Origin of the sequence: Caballeronia novacaledonica, from assembly GCF_900258035.1 — a bacterium.
Lineage (GTDB): Bacteria > Pseudomonadota > Gammaproteobacteria > Burkholderiales > Burkholderiaceae > Caballeronia > Caballeronia novacaledonica.
In genome coordinates this window covers 122,629-139,226 of record NZ_OGTP01000007.1, presented here as the reverse complement: position 1 = coordinate 139,226, position 16,598 = coordinate 122,629, and the positions used below count along the sequence as shown (strand labels likewise).

Genomic DNA, 16,598 nt, shown 5'->3' with positions numbered 1-16,598 from the left:
GGGGTTTGTCCGGGGAATGGCGCTACTTGATGGTGAGATGCACCGACGCGATCAGCTCCGACAATCCGAGCCAGAGAATCTCCACGCCGATGCAGAAGATGACGAACGCGAAGAGCCGCATCGCGACCTGCGTGCCGGCGGTGCCGAGCAGGCGTTCGAGATGCCCGGCAAAGCGCACGCACACGTAAATGCTCGCGCACAGAATGACGAGCGCGACGCCCACGCCCGCGAGATGCACCGGTTGCAGGCCGTGGCGCGGCGAGCCGGTGCCGAGCGCGATGGCGACCGCGATCGCGCCCGGCCCGACGGTGATCGGCAGCGTCAGCGGATAGAACGCCTTGGCGCGCAGCGTCGCGCCGCTTCGCGGCTTGGGCGCGGTCTCGGTGGCGTCGTCGTCATCGGGCGCCTGGAGCAGGCTCCAGCCCGCCATCGCGACGACGAGTCCGCCCGCCACGCGCAACACCGGAATCGAGATGCCGAAGAACGTCAGCACGTAGGCGCCGATCAGGAGCGACGCCAGCAGGATCGCGAAACTGTTGATGCAGATGCGCCGCGCGAGCTCCGCGCGATCGGCGTCGCTGATATGCGGCAGCATGCTCAGCACGACGAGCGCCGTCGCCGGCGGATTGATGATGGGAAACAACCCGGCGACGATCACGAGAACCGTCTTGGCGAATTCGTTGAGCATGCGCGTCGTTGTCCGTTCGTCGTTGGCTTGCTGCAAGCCCGGACATTTTGCACGCGAAGTCGGGGCGCGTGCGCGGCGATCGACGATTCAGGCGAACGGCGCCGTGAGAATCAGCGCGCATTCGGTGAGAAACGACCCGAGCCCGACGCCGATCAACACGCGCGCGACGACCGTCCACACGCGGCGATCGACATTGCCCGCGCAACGCCACGCAAGCATGCACCACAGCAGATACAGCGCCGAGCAGATGACGAATACGCCAACCATGCCGGGCCAGAACCAGACGGTGATCAACAGGAATGTTTCGGGAGCGACGCCGCTCGTCCAGAGGTCGAGATAGACGAACCACCATGCGAGGTGGATCGGCACGCCCAACAGCCACCAGACTTTCCAGAAGCGTTCTTCTCCGCGCCAGGCCTTGCGCAACATGCGTCGTCATGCAGTGGAAAGAGGCACGCATTCTACTCCACGCGTGCCCCGCTCACGCCGACAGACTGCGGCGCTTGGCCTCCATGCGCGTGATGAGCCGCTGCAGCACGTTTTCCGCCGCGCCCGAAAGCTGCACGAAACGGAACCCGACGACATAGCGCACATCGCCGCGCGGCGTGGTCACGGTGCGCGGCGACACGAGTTCGATATCGACGGGGAAGGCCGCGCCCGGACCGAGATGCAGCACGACGTCGTCGAACAGGGTGCCGATCTCGGTTTCCGCGAGACGCGGCGTGTCCATGCGCAGCGCGATCCCGCCGAGCGACAAATCATGCACTTCGTAGCGGAACGCTTCGCCGTCGGCGAAGGCGCCTTTCGCGTAGAACGGATCGAGAATCGGCGTCGGCACGCGGAAGTATTCGCGGCGCTGGAATTGATAGAGCTTCTCGGGAAAGGAGACTTCGAACGCCTGCCGTCCCTCGTGAGTCACGGCCTGGGCGGCCTGCGTCGTGAACTCGACGCGCACGCCCTCCGGCGCGCTCTTGAAATACAACTGACGCGCTTCGAGCAGTGCGAGATTGTCCGATTCCACGCCGCCCCAATCGAACACGATGCGCGCGCCGCGCACGTCGACTTCCAGCAATTGCGTGACGATCTGCCCTTTCCCGCTCGTGACCGTCAGCATGTCGCGACGCTGCGCGAGGTTGCGCAGAACGATCGATATTTCGGATGGCGCGTGTCGCGCGAAGCGCTCGTGGTCTTCCGCTAATTTTTCGATGTCGGATGCGTGCGGCAATGGTTCGGCGAGCATGATGGTCCAATCTAGTTATCAGTTTGGGACAGCGAGCGACGACTACCTGATTGCTCATATGTTGCCCGAAAACAAAGCGCTTCAGTACGTCGGTAACGACTAGATTTCCACGCTAATTCAGGGTTTTGCAGGGCAGCAAACGCATTTGTCTTACGGCTCGCCTTCAAAACGGCGAAAGGCCGGGCGCGCTCGCCCGGCCTTTCGTGCTTCCGGCTGAACGCGTCAGGCGAGCGCGTCGAACTCGCTTTCGAGCGCGCGGCGCCGCATCGGCGCGAGCGCGGCCCCGAGCCGTTCGCCCTGCGCCTCGCTGACGAGACTCGTCAGCATCTCGCCGAAGCGCGGCTCGTCGACGCCCGAGATGATGTACTGCCACCGATACGCGTCGATCAGCCCCGCATGCACGCGCGCCTCTTCGTCTTCGGACAGCGCGCGGTCCAGTTGCGTGAGGAAATAATGCGCATCGGCGGCGGCCTGCGCCTGCATCATGCCGTCGATGGCCGCGACCAGATCGATCAGATCGACGATGGCGGCATCGCGCGCGTCGTCGCCGATACGCGCGTCCTCGCGCAGCCATTCCAGCTCGTCGATGATCGCGTGCTGCGACTCCTCCTTCCAGTGAAACAGGAAGATGTCCTTGAAGAGCGGCGACAAGGTCGCGTCGCTCTCCATGCTTTGCCGGTAATGCACCTGCGTGACGATTTCGATGCAGCACGTCAGCGCGAGAATCGACCACGTGGACTTGCCGAGCACGAACGCGGCAACTTCGTCGGCGTGCGGAACGAAGCGATAGCCGGGCGGCAGCGCTTCGGCCGCGAGCGCCTCGACGCGGCGGAACAGTTCCTGATGCTTCAACTCTTCATCGGTGAAACGAACGATCGCTTCGAGCGCGGTCTGATCGCCGAGCGCGTGATCGCGGCCGACTTCCAGCATTTTCGCGCCGATGAAGCGCTCGATCATGCCGAACATGTTGGCGTACGTGCGGCCCTGAATCTGCGACATGAGCCGGCGTTCACGCGTGTCTAGAAACGGCAGGCGATTCACTTCGGACAACCCGTCGGGCATGAACTTGTGCGCGGGATCGAAACGACGGCCGCGCAAAACGTCGCGGTCCGTATCCCATCGGATACGGCGAGACACTTCGATGCACTTCGCATAGCGTTGTTGCGTGCTGATCCTGCTGGACTCGTGCTGAACGGCTTTCATGTAAGAACTCCGGGATGACTCTGTTTCGGTGCTGCGAGGAAATGCGCGCGGAACCGGCGGCGCGCTGCGTCGAACAGGTCGGCATGGAGGTCTCGGATCGCGTCACCGTTCTGCGAAACATTCTCGGGACGGCCGCGTTTTCGCACATGAGGCGCTTGTCCCGATCGCGAACCGGGACGGAGCGTTTTCAGCGATAAAGGAGGGACGTGTGTCCCGAAGCGCTCAGGCAGACGCGTCGAAGCCCGCGCGACGCGCCAGCACGATCGCCTGCGCGCGATTTTCGACTTCGAGCTTCGCGAAGATGCTGGTGATGTGATTGCGCACGGTTTTCTCGCTCAGCGCGAGGCGCGCGGCGATCTGCGCGTTGTCGCGCCCGCCCGCGATCAATTCGACGATATCGCGCTCGCGCGGCGTCAGCGCGGAGAACGCGGGATCGCTCACCTGCGCCGACGGCAGGAACGCCCGCACTTCCTCGCGCCAGCGCTGCCAGGCGGCGTCGAATTCGAGCGTGAGATGGTTCTCGCTTTCGAGCGGCACGAAGCGCGCGCCGGGAATCTGCCCGGCGAGCAGCCGGCTTTCGTCGAAGGGAACGCGCGCGTCGCCGCTCGCGTGCAGCACGAGCGTCGGGCATTGCACGCGCGGCAGCAGATCGACCACGTCGATTTCGTTGAACACGCGCATGATGCGCGCCGCGTTGCGCGGCGTGGTCGTCAAGCGTTCTAGCTCGTTGAACCAGTGATGCTGCTCCGGCGTGCCGCCGGGAATGAATTGCGTCGTGAAGAACTGCCTGAACGCCGGATTCTGCTTGCCCCAGCCGAGTTCGGCGAGCTTCACGAGCATTTCGGCTTCTTCCACCTGCGCCGGGTCGCGCGTGCGCTTGAGCCGGCCGCGCGCGTAGCCGCCGTGCAGCACGAGATGCGTGACGCGCTCCGGATGCGCAACCGCATAAGCGACGGCGATCGACGCGCCCTGCGATATGCCGAGCAGCGGAAAGCGTTCGAGGCCGCTCGCATCGACGACGGTTTCGAGATCGCGCAGCCAGGCGTCGAAGGAAATGTCGGCGACGTCGTGATCGGAGAGACCGCAGCCGCGCTGATCGTAGCGAATCAGCGTGTGGCGGCTGCACAACTCCAGCATCAGATGACTCCAGACCGGGCTCGTGAAATCCAGTTCCAGATGACTCAGCCAGTTCGCCGCCTTGATGAGCGGCGTTCCGAAGCCGCACGTCGCATACGCGATGCACACGCCGTCGCTCGCCTGGCAAAGGCGGATCTGCTGCCGTGGCATGGACGGGCGCGGCGCCATCGGAGTGATGTGTAAGTAGGGACTACGTACAAAGGCGATGCCCGCGCGGCAGCCCCGCGCGATGGCTCATGCTCGCGCGTAATGGATTAGAAAGTCAAGGATAGAGCGCGAGGAAAGTCTGCTTCAGTCCGTGCGACGCCAGCCGGAATCGTTCGACGTTTCACCGTTTCGCACGCAGCGGCAGCGTCGCGATGAACTGATCGATCGCCGCAAAGAGCGCCGCCTTGCGCACGCCGTCTTGCGCCAGAATCGACAATCCCGCGAACAGCGTCATGCACAACGCGGCGAGCGCCGGTGTATCGGTGCGCGCGTCGAGTTCGCCGTTCGCGACGCCCTCTGCGAGCCGCGCCGCCACGATCGACGCCACCTTGCGCCTGCGCTTTTGCATCTCGCCGCGCAACTGCGCGTGCTCCGGGCCGACGGACATCGCGCCCAGAAAGATCATGCAGCCGCGCGGATTGCGCGTGCCGGTAAAAAGCTCGACGCTCGTGCGGAACATCGCGCGCAGGCCGTCCCGCACGGCTTCGTGCGCCTGCAACTGCCTGAGGGCCGCGCCGCCTTCCGTGTCCGTGTAAAGCTCGACCGCCTCGCGGTACAAATCTTCCTTGCTGCCGAACGCGGCGTAGAGGCTCGGCGAATTGATGCCCATTGCATCGACGAGATCGGCCATCGAGCACGTGTCGAAGCCTTTGTCCCAGAACACTTCCATCGCGCTTCGCAGCGCGGCTTCGCGATCGAACGCGCGCGGCCGCCCGCGCGTCTTGTGCTGCGTGTCCCGCATTTCCGCCGACATGTCTCGCTCCTCGCGCGCGCCATCGATTAGTACGCGCACTGAAATTCTGAATTATGTGTCGATCGTAACAAAATATCTGGACACCGTCACGCGACGATGCTTCAATATCTGTATCGATCGTTACATAAATGCCGAAAGGAGTGTCATGATGAAATCGACCTTGTCCGCGCTTGCCGCGACGTTGCTGCTAATGAGCCCCATGATGTCGCACGCGCAAGCCACGGCAACGTCGGCAGCGCCCGCGCCGTATTCGGTGTTCGTGGATCAGCCGACCGGCTTTACGTTCGTGAAGATGCCGTCGGGATGGAAGTTCGTCGGCGCGGTGTCGAAGGAAGAGGCGCAGCATGTGCCGGCCAATGTGCTGACGTCGGTGTTGCCCGCTGACTCGGCGCGTCAGATCGACACGGCTTCGGTCAAATAAGCGATACGCCGCTAGTGCCGTCGATAAGCATCGAGCAGCCCTTGCACGATGTCCGCCGGCACGTAATGCGGGCCATCGAAGAGATAGGTCTTGTACCCGCGATACGCGTCGATCTGCGGCCTCAGTTCATCGACGGTCGCTGAACGAAAGCCGCCGCCCACTTGCGGCCGGAACGCTTCCGCGATGATCCGCACGCGATGCCGCCCGAGCTTCGCCGCGATCTCGTTCGCATACTCGCGCGCGACGCGCGGCTCGCGCGCGTACACGCCGCAGCCGTCCTGCAGCAACACGCCGACATCGCGCGGCAGCCATTGATCGAGCCATTGCGCGAGCGCCGCGCCACCGACGTTCGCGCGATCATAAACGCTGACCCACAGCGGACGCGGCAGCGCATCGAGCATCGTGCGCAGCGTGCCCGCGTTCTGCCAGGTCGGATCGATCTCGACGGGAAAGTAGTAGCCCGTCACATGCACCGGCGGATGAACTTCCGCGAGCCGCATCGATTCGATGAACAACTGCGCCGCATTCGCGCGCGCCGCCGCTTCGTCGAAACGCCCCGCGAGCCCGACGATCACATCGCGCGCCCACGGTTCCTGCCCGATGCGCTCCCAGTCCGGCATGCGCGGCGCATCGCGCAAGCCGCTGGCGGGCACGAACGCGATGCCGTCCACCGCCGTCCATTGCACGATGAGTTCATGCGCGCCGAGCCTGTCCCAGTCGCCGCGCGGATCGGCGTGCGCGTTGTCGGGCTGCCAGACGATGCCATCGACGAGATGCAGGCGCGACGCGTCCGCGTTCGCGACGCAGGAAACGCACGCGAGCGCGACGAGCACGGTCAACGAAGAAAGTAGCGAACGCATCATCAGTACGAGAATACCGCGCCGAAGAACACGCCTCGCGCGCGGTCGTCGCCGGCGACGCGAAAGCGGTACTGCACCGTCACGTCCACGAACGAACGCGGCGCGTCATACGGGCCGCCGCGGAACCAGTAGCGCGCCGCCACGCCCGCGCCGACGCCCACCGGCACGCTGTGATCGATCGCCGAATCGTAGTCCATGCCGACGACCGCATGCGGAAACACCGTCAGGCGCGGACTCACCGAATCGACGCGATACGTGCGGCCCAGCCGCGCGTTCGCGGTCGCGTAAGTCGAATCGTTCCCGATGTAATGGCCCGCCTCGCCGTACACCGTGCCCGTCCACCAGTTCGGCACGTCGAGCCTGCGCGTGTCGCCGAAGCCGTTCGAGTACGCGGCGCGCGCGAGCCAGTCGGAGCGCACGTCCGAGCCGATCGGCAGAATCTTTTCGAGCGCGAAAATCGCATTCGCCGACGCGAACGGCTTCACGCGCGCGCCGATCGCCGCCTGCAACGTCGACACGCCCGACGGCCCGCCGCCCTTCACGCCGAAGTTCTCGTAGCCGCGCGCGTACACCTCGAACATGCGGTCGCCGAGGCTGCCGAACGGACGCCAGTACGCCTCCGCGCCCGCCTGCCAGTTGTTCGACACGCCCGGCGTCGGCGCGAACGCGAAGCCTTGCTGCGCGCCGTTGCCGCGATAGTTCACCGACGCGCTGAAGCCCCAGTTGCGCGTGGCTTCGGCGTGCGCGGCGCGTGCGTCGTTCAGGGCTTGCGGCGTCATCGTCTCGTCGTCGTGATCGATCGCGCGTTCCAGATACTTCGCGCCTTCCTCGTTGCGATGCAGACCGAGCGCGGCATAGCCGGCGTCCGCCTCGGCCGATGCGGGCAGCTTGCCGTCGTGCTCGGCGCGCGCGAAGTAATCGAGCGCGAGCGCATTGTCGCCGGCGCGACGGGCGATGAACGCGGCCTGCACATCGGTCATCGAATCGAGCAGATTCGCGTCGATGAGCGCGCGCGCTTCGTTCGATGCCTCGCGCGTGCGGCCCGTCGCCGCGAGCGCGTCGATCAGCGCGATGCGCGGCTGCGGATCGTCGGGCACTCCGGCAATCGCCGTGCGCCAGAAACCGATGGCCGCGCCGCGGTCGCCGCGACGTTCGGCGAGACGCGCCTCGCGTGTCGCGGCGAGCGCGGGATCGTGCGCGTAGACATCGCACGATGCGCCGAACCGGTCTTCGCGGCACTCGAAAGCCGGGCGCGCGCGCGGATCGATTTTCACGGCTTGCGTCGCGGCCATGCGCAACATCGTTTGCGCGCGATGACGGCGCAACGTGATCGCGGCGTCGGCGTCGTCGGGCGTTCGCGTCGTGACCGGCGGCAGCGCATCGAGCGCCGCTTGCGGGTTGCCTTGCGCGAGCCGCACATCCGCGACGATCGCGCGCGCCACGCGAGCGTCGCGATTCTTGCGCGCGTCGTTCGCGTCGATCGAAAGCGCGTGCGCGAAATCGGCGTCCGCATCGCCGCCACGCGCCGCGCGGGCATAACCGCGCAACGCCCAGGCAAGCGCATCGTCGCGATCGACGGCGATCGCGTCGCTCGCCGCGGCTTCCACGCCGGCGAGATCGCCGCGCGCGAACGATATCTCGATGAGCTGCATGCGAAAGTCCATCCGCGCCGGTGCATACATGACGGCCTTCCGTGCGAAGGCTTGCGCCGCGTCCGGATCGCCGCGTTCGCGCGCCGCATACGCGGACTTCGATTCCGCGGGCGCGAGCCGGTCGCCGATGAAGCGCCGCCGCTCGCGCAAGGCGTCGTTGTCGCCGAATTGCATCGATGCATCGACGGCGGCGGCGTAGGCTGCGGCATCGTCGCCGGATGCGGCGAGCGAATCGATCAGCAAGTAGCGCAGACGCTCGGCCTGCGGCGCGAGGCGCACGGCTTCGCGGCTCCCGGCCGCCGCCGACGCGTAATCCTTCTTCGCATAATCGCGATACGCCGCGCGCGCCGCCTTCAGCGCCGGCTCCGGCAAGTCGCCCGGCACGCCGCCCGCGCCGCCCGACGCGATCAGAATATCGATCTGCCTGCGCCGCGCGCTCAGCGCAGGCAGCGGACCGAGTTGCGCGATGGCTTCGTCGAGCGCACGGCGCGCGTCCTTCAGACGCCCGCGCGCCGCGAGCGAATTCGCGAGCAGCACACGCAACTCCGCGACATCGGGCCGCTGACGAATCGCTTCGCGCGCGCCCGCGATGGCGTCGGCATAACGATGCTCGCCGTACGCCGCGAACGCTTCGCGCGCCACGCGATACGCCGCGCCGCTCAACGGCAGCGGCAAGGTTTCGTCCGCGCGCGCTGCTCCCGCCGCGCACAACGCGAGCGCGGCGCACATCGCAATGCGAACGCGCGACGTCATCGAATGCCGGCGCGCGCGAGATAGCGGCTGCGCTGCTCCGCGACGGCGGCGGTCAGCGCATCGGGCGCGATGATCCGCTTCGCCACCATGTAGTCGCCGATGCGCCCGTGCCGCTCCGGCCGATAGTTCCGCAACGCGGACTCGAACGCGCCGCGCGTGACGAGCCCCATCTCGATCATGATGTCGCCGAGCAAGGGCACGCCACGGGCGGCGGCGGCATCCGAAAGCGCCGGCGCCGCGTCGTCTTCGGCATCGCCCATATAGACCGGCATGCCGACCGCGCGCAGCGTCCGCAAACCCGCCGCGACCTCGCTCTCGCGCACGATATGCAACGCGACCGTGCGGCCCGCCATCGCGCGCAATTCGGCGAGCGATGCGTCGTCGAGCAGGCTCGCGCAGACGAACACGGCGTGCCCGTTCGCGTCGATGCCCTGCGGCAGCACGCGCAGCCGCACGAGCGTCTCGGGCGTCGCGATGGGCGCGAGATCCATGCGCGCCGCGTCGAAACGTCCGCGCGGCAAGTCCGCCTGGAACGCGATCGCTTCCGCGAGCGTTTCCTCGTCGAGCCAGCCGCGCGTGACAAGCACGCGGCCGATCGGCGCTTCGCGCGCGTGATCGGTGCGCAGCGCTTCTTCGAGCCGCTCGGGCGCGATCGCCTGCCAAGAAACGAGCAGTTCGCCCAGATCCTGACGCGTGTCGCGCAGGCCTTCGTTGCTGGGGAAATCGTGCATCGTCTTGTCCCACGCGAGCCGCCGCCCCGTCACCATATGCACGATGAAAAGCCGCCACGCGCGCGCCACTGCCATGAAGTTGATGACGTTGCTGATGACCATGCGCGGCACCGAAAGCACGCCGTGCTCCCAGCCATAGAGCCGCGTCGTGAAGACGATGCGCTGCGTGACGCGCAGCGCGAGCGCGACGGAATTCGCCGCAAGCAGCGCCTGCAGCCATCCCGAATCGATGAACGGCGACGGAAAGAAATCGCTCGCGAGGCCGAAATACGAAGCCGTGGCGAAGAGCATGAACTGCACGGCGAGCAGATACGCGAGCATGCCGACGAACGCCGTCACCACGCCCTTGCGGTCGCGCATCAGCAGATAGCGGTTCGCGAGCGATCCGGTCCAGCCCGTCAGCGCCCAGCCCTGCAAGCCGATGCCGAGCGTCCAGCGCGCGCGCTGCCGGTACGCGGTGCGAAACGTGTCGGGGAAAAACTCGCGCACGCACAGCGGCATCGTCAGTTTGATCTCGCGCTCGGGGCCGAGGCCGAACCAGCCCTTGCGCCGCGTCGTGAATTCGACGGGAAAGAGCGGAAAGATCGACTGCATGCCGAGCCGCGAGATGCGCGTGCCGATGTCGTAGTCCTCGGTGAGGCTTTCGGCGTTGAACGGCTGGTGCTCCGTCTCTTCGACGAGCGTGAGGATCGCGCGGCGCGAGAAGCACGTGCCCACGCCCGCCGAAGGCACCGCGCCCGCAAGACTCTCGCGCACGACGAGATCCTTCCCGTGCCATTCGGCGAACTCGTCCATGTACGTGCCCGCGACGAGCTCGAACCAGTGCCGTTCGAGCGACGCCACCGGCAACTGGATCATGTCCTTGCGCGGCAGCAGATAGTTGAAGAACTTCAGCTCGACCGGATGCAGCACGTCTTCGCTGTCGTGCATCACGATGCCCGCGAACTCCATTCCGGCTTCGAACTCGTAATGCAGGATCGCCTGCACGAGCCAGTTGAGGCAGTCGGCCTTGCACGTCGGGCCGTCGTGCGGCACTTCCACGCGATGCAGATGCTTGTAGCGATGCCGCATGCGCTCCACTTCGGCGATCGTCGCCGGATCGTTCTGATACGTGCCGACGAACACCGTGTACGCGCGATAGTCGAGCACGCGCACGAGATCCTCGATCATCGCGGCGATCACGTCGTGCTCGTGCCACGCGGGCACCATGATCGCTATCGGCTGTTCGTCGCGCGCATAAAGCTGCTCGACGGTGAGCGGCGCATAGCGGCGCTCGACCGTCACGCGCCGCCAGCACTTCCGCGTCCAATACCAGATGTCGATGAACAGATCGTCCAGGCTCGAAAGCAGGATGATCGCCGCGACCGTCGCGGCCACGTACTCGAGTCCCTGGTAGTACTCGGCGAGCAGAATCTCGCCGTACCACCTGAGCGCTTCCAGCATCACGCGCCGTCCTCGTCATCGCCGGCGCGCCCGTTGCGATGACGCCGGCGCGCGTGTCCCGCGAGCGCGATCAACGCGAGCAGCAGCACCACGAGCACGGCCGGAATGCCCCAGCGCGCCCAGTGCCGCGTAACCCAGTCGGCGCTAGACGCGGGCTCGTCGGTCATCTCTTCCGGATTGACCGTATCGAACTGCTTGAGCACGCCGCTGCCGTCGACGACAGCGATATTGCCGCGCGAAAGCTGGAGCTTGTCGGTCAGCACCGGCGCCGCGCCCGCCGATCGATACACGACGCCGCTCTCGCCGCCCGCGCTCGCGACGCTCACCACCGCGACGCGCGACAAGCCCGACATGTCGAGCAGCGTGTCGCCCGCGGGCGATGTCAGCGAAAGACGCTCGGACGAATACACGGCGGGATTTTTCTCGTCGGCGAGTTTGACGTCGGCGGCGAGGAACGGGCCGTCGGGCTGCGCGGCGGCTTGCGCGGCGCTCACCGCGAATTTCGCCGATACCGGCGCGATGCCCGCCGCGCCGGTCAGCACGGCGAGACGCGGCACGCTGTTCAGGGCATCGTCGAGCCAGGCGCGCGGCACGTACACCGTCGCCGACGACGCATAGCGCGCCGCCATTCCCGCGAACGTGTTGTCGGGCGCGCCCTTCGCGAGACGCAGATGGCTCGACGGCAGCACGGCGACGGGATACGTCTGGCGCGCCTGGCAGCCGCCGTCGGGCTGGCGGCGGAAGGTCACGCGCAGATCGTTGGTGCGCGCGAGCGCGTAGCGTGGAATCGGCGCGACGAGACGCTGGCGCGCGCCATCGACGTTGATGAGCTTCGCGCCGATCATCACGTCGTTGAAGTAGACGGTGGCGGTCGCGCCGCCGTTGGAGAGCGTCGGCGATGCCGCGAGATCGAGCACCACTTGCTCCGGCAGGCGGCCGTTGCCGGACGCCGCGGCGAGGTCGAAGCGCGCGTCCCACGACGCGGCCGTTTGCACGTCCACGCTGCGCGGTTCGCCGCCGAGATCGGACAGCGCGATGGTGTCGCCGCGCGTTTGCTGCGCCACGTCGATGCGATGCACGACCACGCGGTTCGATACGTCGATGGGCCGCCAGCCATGCGCGAGCGCGCCGATGCCGCGCGTGTCGCCGACGACGATCATCGCGCGGCCGCCCGCATGCGCGACGCGCACTTCGCCCGGCGCGAGCGGCGAGGTCAGTTGCGAGGCGCTCTGCTTGCGCCATGCGTCGAAGGCGGCGAGCGCATCGCCCGATGTGTTCGCGAGCTGCGCGCGCAATGCGTCGAGCGCGCGGTTGATCGTCTTGCGCATCGTCTCGTCGGCGACGACCACATCCGGGCCGAACGCCGCGCGCGCGCCGAGCGCGACGAGCGCGCCGAGTTCCGCGTCGTCGGCGATCACGTGCTTGCCGCCCGCCGCCAGCGCGGCGAACGAGGGCACGCCGCGCAGCGGCGCGGGCACGTCGAGGCCCGTGAGGTCGGCCGTATCGCCCACGGCGGGAAGCGCCTGCATCACGGGCCGCTTGCCGTCGCGTTGCAGCAGCGCGTCAGTGCGCCAGGCGGTGTCGAACGCGTTCGTCGAGAGCGTGCGGCCCGAAACCGCGAGCACCGGCGCGTAAGGCAGCGCGCTCCATGCGGTGCGCAGGTCCTGCACGTCGGCGGGATTGAAGCGGAACGTGAGGCGCGTGGTCGGATCGACGCGCAGCACGTTGCCGATGGCCGTCTGATCCGAGCACTCGCCCTGGCTCACCACCGACGCGAAGCCCAGGCCCATGCGCACGAAGCCGGCGGAACGCGCCGCGCCATCGACGCCGAGATTGACCGACACGCCGCCCGCGTCCTGCGTGAACGCGCGCGCGAGGACGGGCGCGCCGTCGAGCGACAGGAGCATCGTCACGCGGCCGCCGTCGCCGCGCACATAGCCGCCGTCGAGTTGCAGCGTGGCATCGGTGATCGGAACGCCGGCGGGCACCGGCAGGAAGAACTCGCGGCGCGTGTCGGGCGCGTTGAGCGTCACGCTTTCGAGCAGGCCGAGCTCGCGCAAGGTCACGGTGCGCGTTTCCGGCACGTCGAGTCCGAGCCGCCCGAACGCGCCCGCGATGCCGGTGTCCGCCGTCGCGGCGCCGAAGGCTGCGTGCTGCAAACCCGCGAACAGCGCGATTGAAACCAGAACGGCACGGAGACCGCGCCGCTTGAAGATGTCGTTGACCAAGGTGAATGACTCGAAGTTGACGCAACGTGGCGGGATGGCCGCGAAGGCACATGCACGTCGCGCGCGATCGCCTCGATGGCGTGAAGCCTGCTTCCTGGCCGGAATAGTCGAACGCTCGACGCCGAAGAAATATTCGATGCCCGAGGTCGCGGCCCGGCCTTTGGCGCGACAGGCTAGCGTGTGCAACCGAAGGACTACGCGAACGCCTCGCGCGAGACACGCGCCGAATCTTTCGTTCCGCCGGGCGTGACCGGTTTGAATTCCTCGAAGGGGCGGCCCGCGAGCGCCGCGACGATGCGCGCCGAGGCTCGCCCATCGCCGTACGGATTGACGTTGCGGGAGAACGCCGCACGGGCGCTCGTGTCGTCGAGCAGCAGATGGACCGTCGCGGCGATGGCGTCGCTGTCCGTGCCGACGAGCACGGCGGTGCCCGCGTCGATGGCCTCGGGACGCTCGGTGACCTCGCGCATCACGAGCACCGGCTTGCCGAGCGCCGGCGCCTCTTCCTGCACGCCGCCGGAATCGGTCAGCACGAGCGTCGCGCGCTGCAGCAGCCGCACGAAGCCGAGATAGTCCTGCGGCTCGACGAGAAACACGTTCGGCGCGCCGCCGAGCGCGCTGATCACCGTCGCACGTACGTTCGGATTCAAATGGACCGGATAGACGATCTGCACGTCGGTGCGCTTAGCGATGCGCACGAGCGCCGCGCAGATATCGCGCAGGCCGCGTCCGAAGCTCTCGCGCCGATGCCCCGTCACGAGAATCAGCTTTTTCGACGGATCGAGAAACGCAAAGCGCGCGTCGAGCTTGCGGCGCAGCGCATCCTGCGAATCGATGCGCTTCGTGACGGAGTGCAGCGCGTCGATCACCGTGTTGCCCGTGACGAACGCGCGTCCGTGCAGCGTTTCCTTCACGAGATTCGCGTGCGAGCGCGGCGTCGGGACAAACATCAGGTCGCTCACGACATCGACGAAGCGCCGGTTCATCTCTTCCGGCCACGGGCTGCTCATGTCGCCGGTGCGCAAGCCCGCCTCGACGTGCGCGACCGGCACCTGGCGGTGAAACGCGGCGAGCGCGCCCGCCGTCGCGGTGGTGGTGTCGCCGTGCACGAGCACGCGATCCGGCTGCTCCTTCGTGACGACGTCATCGATCGACGTGATGAGGCGCGCAATCAGCCCGTTCAGGCTCTGGTTCTCCGACATCACCGCGAGATCGTGATGCGGCGTGATGTCGAACAGATCCAGCACTTGCTGCAGCATCGAGCGATGCTGGCCGGTCACGCACACGACGGAACGAATACCGGGTTCCGCTGCCAACGCCTTCACGAGCGGCGCCATCTTGATGGCTTCTGGCCGCGTTCCAAAAATGGAAAGTATCGTTTTTCGCTTCGTGTTCATTCAGCCCCGACGATTGCACAATCTTTAACAATTTCGATTGTATTCAGACGTTTAGGACCGCCAGCCAACTAAAGTGTAAAAAAGTCTAACGAGAGCTTTGTGCGCGTTTTTGGCGAGTTTTTGTCCAGATTCGAGCGGTGCTTTTTACCTAACCAGTTAGCTTTCCCGACATCTGGGCGCAACCGGTGATGCGAAATTCGGACACCGCATCGTCGCGTGTTTTCGTCTTACGAAATCTCGCCGATATCGATGTCGAGCAGCGCCGAACTCATCGACTTGCCGTGCGCGTCGAGCGCGAGCGAACGCGTGACGCCGCCGCCGAGCGCATGACCGAGCACGAAGTTGAACGCGCCGAGTTGCGGCAACTCGTAGCGCACGACATCGCCTTTCACGACATCGGCGAGATGGGCCTTGACGCGCTCGGGCGTCAGCCGTTCGCGCAGCATCGCGTAATGCTTCGCGTCGAAGCAGATCACCGACACGTTCAGCGTGTTGCCTTTGTCGCCGGTGCGGCCGTGCGCCAGTTCACGCAGTTTCATCGCTTGCCTCCACGAATTCGAAAACGGGCTTCACATGCTCGCGCGCGAGCAGCACGGACTGCACGGCGACGACTTCGCGCGTCGCTTTCGTCACGCCGCCGCCGCCAGCCGGGCCGTTCGTGTACAGCGTTTCGACCTCGTTGCCGATGCGCGCCGCCTCCTTCGCGTTCGATACGCGCCCCGCGACGCGCACGCGCACTTCACACGGTTCGTCGTGTCGAGAAGCCAGCGTGTCGCCGTAGAGCGCGTTCACGCCGATCAGGTCGAAGCGAAGTTCGCTCGTATCGACGCCTGTGATCGCGAGCCGCTCGCGCACGATATCGAGCGCGAGCCGCCCGCGTGCGGCCGCGCCCGGCCCGCCGTACGAGATTTGTCCTTCGCCGATGAAACCGTCGGCGTAAGCGATGGAAACCTTGAGCGTATCGGTGCGCGGAGCGCCGCGTCCGCCCGTCACGCGCACACGGTCCTGCGCTTCCCGCGCCACGCGAACGTTCGTGAAATCCGCGACGACGTCCGGCTGAAAGTAGCGAGCCGGATCGTGAATCTCATAGAGCAATTGCTCCTTGCACGTCGCTTCGGTCACAGCGCCGCCCGCGTGCGGCAGCTTCGTCACGACGACCGAGCCGTCCGCGCTCACTTCGCCGATCGGAAAGCCGAGGCGCGCGAGATCGCCGACGTCCTTGTAACCCGGATCGGCAAAATAGCCGCCCGTCACCTGACCCGCGCATTCGAGCAAATGACCGACGACGGTCGCCTGCCCGAGCGTGTTCCAGTCGTCCATCGACCAGCCGAATGCGTGGATGAGCGGCGCCGTGAACAGCGACGGATCGGCGACACGTCCCGTCAGCACGATATCCGCGCCCGCCGCGAGCGCATCGACGATGGGCGCCGCGCCGAGATACGCGTTCGCCGAGACGATGCGATCCGCATACGCGCTCACATCGTCGCCGGATTCCTCGAAGCGCAGCCGCGACTGGAGAACGGCGTCGAGCACGTCGTCGCCGGTGACCGCGGCGATCTTCAATCCGTGCAGGCCGAGTTCGCGCGCGATGTGCGCCGTCTTTCTCGCCGCCGCGCGCGGATTGGCCGCGCCCATGTTCGAGATGATGCGCACGCCGTTCTTCGCCGCGACCGGCAGCACCGCGCGCATGCGCGCTTCGAGCAGCGGGTCGTAGCCCTGCTCCGGATCGTTGCGGCGCGCCTGTTGGGCAATCGCGATCGTGCGTTCGGCGAGGCATTCGAACACGAGGAAATCGAGCGCGCCGTGCTCCGCGAGTTCGACGGCGGGCTCGATACGGTCGCCCGAATAGCCCGCGCCCGCGCCAATTCTGATGGTGTCTTTCAT

14 protein-coding genes are annotated in these 16,598 nt (G+C 66.7%); 1 reads left to right on the top strand and 13 read right to left on the bottom strand.

Features of this window, described 5'->3' with window-relative positions; translation table 11 throughout:
* Positions 1-22: 22 nt before the first annotated feature.
* From NOV72_RS12950 to NOV72_RS12925, 6 genes are all read right to left on the bottom strand, one after another.
* Positions 23-688, bottom strand: a complete 666-nt coding sequence (locus NOV72_RS12950) for a MarC family protein (protein WP_106855105.1) — start codon at positions 686-688, stop codon at positions 23-25.
* A gap of 87 nt (positions 689-775) precedes the next feature.
* Entirely contained in the window at positions 776-1,117 is a 342-nt protein-coding gene (locus tag NOV72_RS12945) for a hypothetical protein (protein WP_106854989.1), read from the bottom strand.
* A gap of 52 nt (positions 1,118-1,169) precedes the next feature.
* Entirely contained in the window at positions 1,170-1,928 is a 759-nt protein-coding gene (locus NOV72_RS12940) for a flagellar brake protein (RefSeq protein WP_106854988.1), read from the bottom strand.
* A 222-nt stretch (positions 1,929-2,150) separates the two neighbouring features.
* Positions 2,151-3,131, bottom strand: coding sequence for a hypothetical protein (locus NOV72_RS12935; protein WP_106854987.1), 981 nt, complete (start codon positions 3,129-3,131; stop codon positions 2,151-2,153).
* 222 nt (positions 3,132-3,353) lie between these two features.
* A complete protein-coding gene (locus NOV72_RS12930; protein WP_106854986.1) occupies positions 3,354-4,436 on the bottom strand; it encodes an alpha/beta fold hydrolase in 1,083 nt (360 codons plus the stop codon).
* Between the two features lie 160 nt (positions 4,437-4,596).
* A complete protein-coding gene (locus NOV72_RS12925) occupies positions 4,597-5,229 on the bottom strand; it encodes a TetR/AcrR family transcriptional regulator (protein WP_106854985.1) in 633 nt (210 codons plus the stop codon).
* A gap of 145 nt (positions 5,230-5,374) precedes the next feature.
* Here NOV72_RS12925 and NOV72_RS12920 point away from each other — a divergent pair, with 145 nt between their 5' ends.
* Positions 5,375-5,650, top strand: a complete 276-nt coding sequence (locus NOV72_RS12920; protein WP_245933013.1) for a hypothetical protein — start codon at positions 5,375-5,377, stop codon at positions 5,648-5,650.
* An 11-nt stretch (positions 5,651-5,661) separates the two neighbouring features.
* Here NOV72_RS12920 and NOV72_RS12915 read toward each other — a convergent pair whose 3' ends face one another.
* The 7 genes from NOV72_RS12915 to NOV72_RS12885 form a co-directional block, all read right to left on the bottom strand.
* The gene (locus NOV72_RS12915; protein WP_106854984.1) at positions 5,662-6,513 is read right to left on the bottom strand and encodes an alpha-amylase family protein; all 852 of its coding nucleotides are present in this window, start codon (positions 6,511-6,513) and stop codon (positions 5,662-5,664) included.
* Positions 6,513-8,915, bottom strand: coding sequence for an NfrA family protein (locus NOV72_RS12910; protein WP_106854983.1), 2,403 nt, complete (start codon positions 8,913-8,915; stop codon positions 6,513-6,515). Before NOV72_RS12910 ends, NOV72_RS12915 begins: the two co-directional genes overlap by 1 nt.
* The gene (locus tag NOV72_RS12905) at positions 8,912-11,089 is read right to left on the bottom strand and encodes a glycosyl transferase family protein (protein ID WP_245933012.1); all 2,178 of its coding nucleotides are present in this window, start codon (positions 11,087-11,089) and stop codon (positions 8,912-8,914) included. Before NOV72_RS12905 ends, NOV72_RS12910 begins: the two co-directional genes overlap by 4 nt.
* Positions 11,089-13,317: a cellulose biosynthesis cyclic di-GMP-binding regulatory protein BcsB gene (locus NOV72_RS12900; RefSeq protein WP_106854981.1), complete on the bottom strand. Its 2,229-nt coding sequence runs from the start codon at positions 13,315-13,317 to the stop codon at positions 11,089-11,091. The genes NOV72_RS12905 and NOV72_RS12900 overlap by 1 nt, the downstream gene beginning before the upstream one ends.
* Before the next feature lie 194 nt (positions 13,318-13,511).
* Positions 13,512-14,714, bottom strand: coding sequence for a non-hydrolyzing UDP-N-acetylglucosamine 2-epimerase (wecB, locus tag NOV72_RS12895; protein ID WP_106854980.1), 1,203 nt, complete (start codon positions 14,712-14,714; stop codon positions 13,512-13,514).
* A 227-nt stretch (positions 14,715-14,941) separates the two neighbouring features.
* On the bottom strand, positions 14,942-15,253 hold the full coding sequence (locus NOV72_RS12890) for an AtuA-related protein (protein WP_106854979.1): 312 nt from the start codon (positions 15,251-15,253) through the stop codon (positions 14,942-14,944).
* Positions 15,240-16,598 (bottom strand): acyclic terpene utilization AtuA family protein, encoded by a 1,359-nt coding sequence (locus tag NOV72_RS12885; RefSeq protein WP_106854978.1) that lies wholly within the window; start codon positions 16,596-16,598, stop codon positions 15,240-15,242. Before NOV72_RS12885 ends, NOV72_RS12890 begins: the two co-directional genes overlap by 14 nt.

Coding starts and splice junctions, on each gene's coding strand:
- NOV72_RS12885 (WP_106854978.1), bottom strand. CDS start 16,598: ATGAAAGACACCATCAGAATTGGCGCGGGCGCGGGCTATTCGGGCGAC.
- wecB (WP_106854980.1), bottom strand. CDS start 14,714: ATGAACACGAAGCGAAAAACGATACTTTCCATTTTTGGAACGCGGCCA.
- NOV72_RS12905 (WP_245933012.1), bottom strand. CDS start 11,089: ATGCTGGAAGCGCTCAGGTGGTACGGCGAGATTCTGCTCGCCGAGTAC.
- NOV72_RS12950 (WP_106855105.1), bottom strand. CDS start 688: ATGCTCAACGAATTCGCCAAGACGGTTCTCGTGATCGTCGCCGGGTTG.
- NOV72_RS12910 (WP_106854983.1), bottom strand. CDS start 8,915: ATGACGTCGCGCGTTCGCATTGCGATGTGCGCCGCGCTCGCGTTGTGC.
- NOV72_RS12930 (WP_106854986.1), bottom strand. CDS start 4,436: ATGGCGCCGCGCCCGTCCATGCCACGGCAGCAGATCCGCCTTTGCCAG.
- NOV72_RS12915 (WP_106854984.1), bottom strand. CDS start 6,513: ATGATGCGTTCGCTACTTTCTTCGTTGACCGTGCTCGTCGCGCTCGCG.
- NOV72_RS12935 (WP_106854987.1), bottom strand. CDS start 3,131: ATGAAAGCCGTTCAGCACGAGTCCAGCAGGATCAGCACGCAACAACGC.
- NOV72_RS12945 (WP_106854989.1), bottom strand. CDS start 1,117: ATGTTGCGCAAGGCCTGGCGCGGAGAAGAACGCTTCTGGAAAGTCTGG.
- NOV72_RS12940 (WP_106854988.1), bottom strand. CDS start 1,928: ATGCTCGCCGAACCATTGCCGCACGCATCCGACATCGAAAAATTAGCG.
- NOV72_RS12925 (WP_106854985.1), bottom strand. CDS start 5,229: ATGTCGGCGGAAATGCGGGACACGCAGCACAAGACGCGCGGGCGGCCG.
- NOV72_RS12890 (WP_106854979.1), bottom strand. CDS start 15,253: ATGAAACTGCGTGAACTGGCGCACGGCCGCACCGGCGACAAAGGCAAC.
- NOV72_RS12920 (WP_245933013.1), top strand. CDS start 5,375: ATGATGAAATCGACCTTGTCCGCGCTTGCCGCGACGTTGCTGCTAATG.